Annotated in this window: 1 pseudogene; it reads left to right on the forward strand. The window is 60.7% G+C overall.

What is annotated here, in order from left to right:
- Window positions 1-1469 (forward strand): annotated as a pseudogene (locus tag AO388_RS02250) (AMP-binding protein); the annotation flags it as partial.

A 1469-nucleotide genomic window follows, 5' to 3' on the forward strand; every position in this document is an offset into this window, starting at 1 on the left:
CCAGCGTGTCGATCTCGACGGTTTGACCCTGAACGATCTGAAAGACACTGATCTGGCGTTGCCGCAGTCCGGCGAAAGCGTCGCCTACATCATGTACACCTCTGGCTCTACCGGCACGCCTAAAGGTGTGTTGGTGCCGCATCGGGCCATAAGCCGTCTGGTGATCAACAACGGTTAAGGCGGCTGTGTGGTGGTGATCGGGCAGAACGACTTGCTCTCCCCATTGAATTTCCAGCGCCTGCTGCTGGAGCAATCGGTAACCGTGCTGTGGATGACCGCCGGTTTATTCCATCAATACGCTTCGGGGCTGGGCGAGGCCTTTTCGCNTATGGCCCGACCGAGGCGACGACCTTTTCCGCGACCTGCGAGATTGTTTCGGTCGGCAATGGCCCTATTCCTATTGGCAAACCCGTAGGCAACAGCCGCCTGTATGTGCTCGATAGCCAAGGCCAACCCGTGCCGTTGGGCGTGCCCGGCGAGCTGTATATCGGCGGGCAAGGCGTTGCCAAGGGCTATTTGAACCGTGATGAATTGAGCACCACGCAGTTTGTCGTCGATCCGTTCAATCCGTCGGAAAACGCACTGATGTACCGCACCGGCGATTTGGTTCGCTGGCGCGCCGACGGCAACCTGGAGTATCTCGGCCGCAATGACGAGCAGGTGAAGATTCGTGGTTTCCGCGTTGAACTGGGTGAAATCGAAGCGCGCCTGGCCGAACACTCCGCTGTTCGCGAAGCCGTAGTGCTGTGCCGTCAGGATGTGCCTGGCGACAAGCGTCTGGTGGCTTATTTCACCGCACACCAGCCTGTCGACATCGAACACCTGCGCAACCATCTGCAAGGCACGTTGCCAGACTACATGGTGCCGGCAGCCTACGTGCAGCTTGACGCTCTGCCGCTGACCGCCAACGGCAAGCTCGACCGCAAGGCGCTGCCAGTGCCGGATGCGCAAGCGCTGATCAGCCGTGGTTATGAAGCACCGCAAGGCGAAGTCGAGACCCTGCTGGCAGCGATCTGGGCGGATGTACTGACGGTCGAACAGGTCGGTCGTCATGATCACTTCTTCGAACTGGGCGGCCATTCGCTGCTGGCAGTGATGCTCATCGAACGCATGCGTCAGGTCGGCCTGAGTACCGACGTACGTGCGCTGTTCAACCAGCCGACCCTGGCCGCGCTCGCCGCAGCGGTGGGCGGGTACACCGACGTGCAAGTGCCGGATAACCTGATCGTGCCGGGCTGCGAGCGTATTACCCCGGACATGCTGCCGCTGGCTGACCTCGATCAGGCAGGGATTGATCGGGTCGTCGCCAGCGTGCCGGGCGGCCTGGCCAACATTCAGGACATCTATGCCCTGGCGCCCTTGCAGGAAGGCATTCTCTATCACCATCTGGCTGCGGATGAAGGTGATCCCTATGTCTTGCAGATGCTCTTCGCGTTCGATGATCGCGAGTGCCTGGCCGGTTTCGCCGC

It is taken from the genome of Pseudomonas sp. ICMP 10191, from assembly GCF_001467335.1.
In the GTDB taxonomy this organism is placed as follows: domain Bacteria; phylum Pseudomonadota; class Gammaproteobacteria; order Pseudomonadales; family Pseudomonadaceae; genus Aquipseudomonas; species Aquipseudomonas cerasi.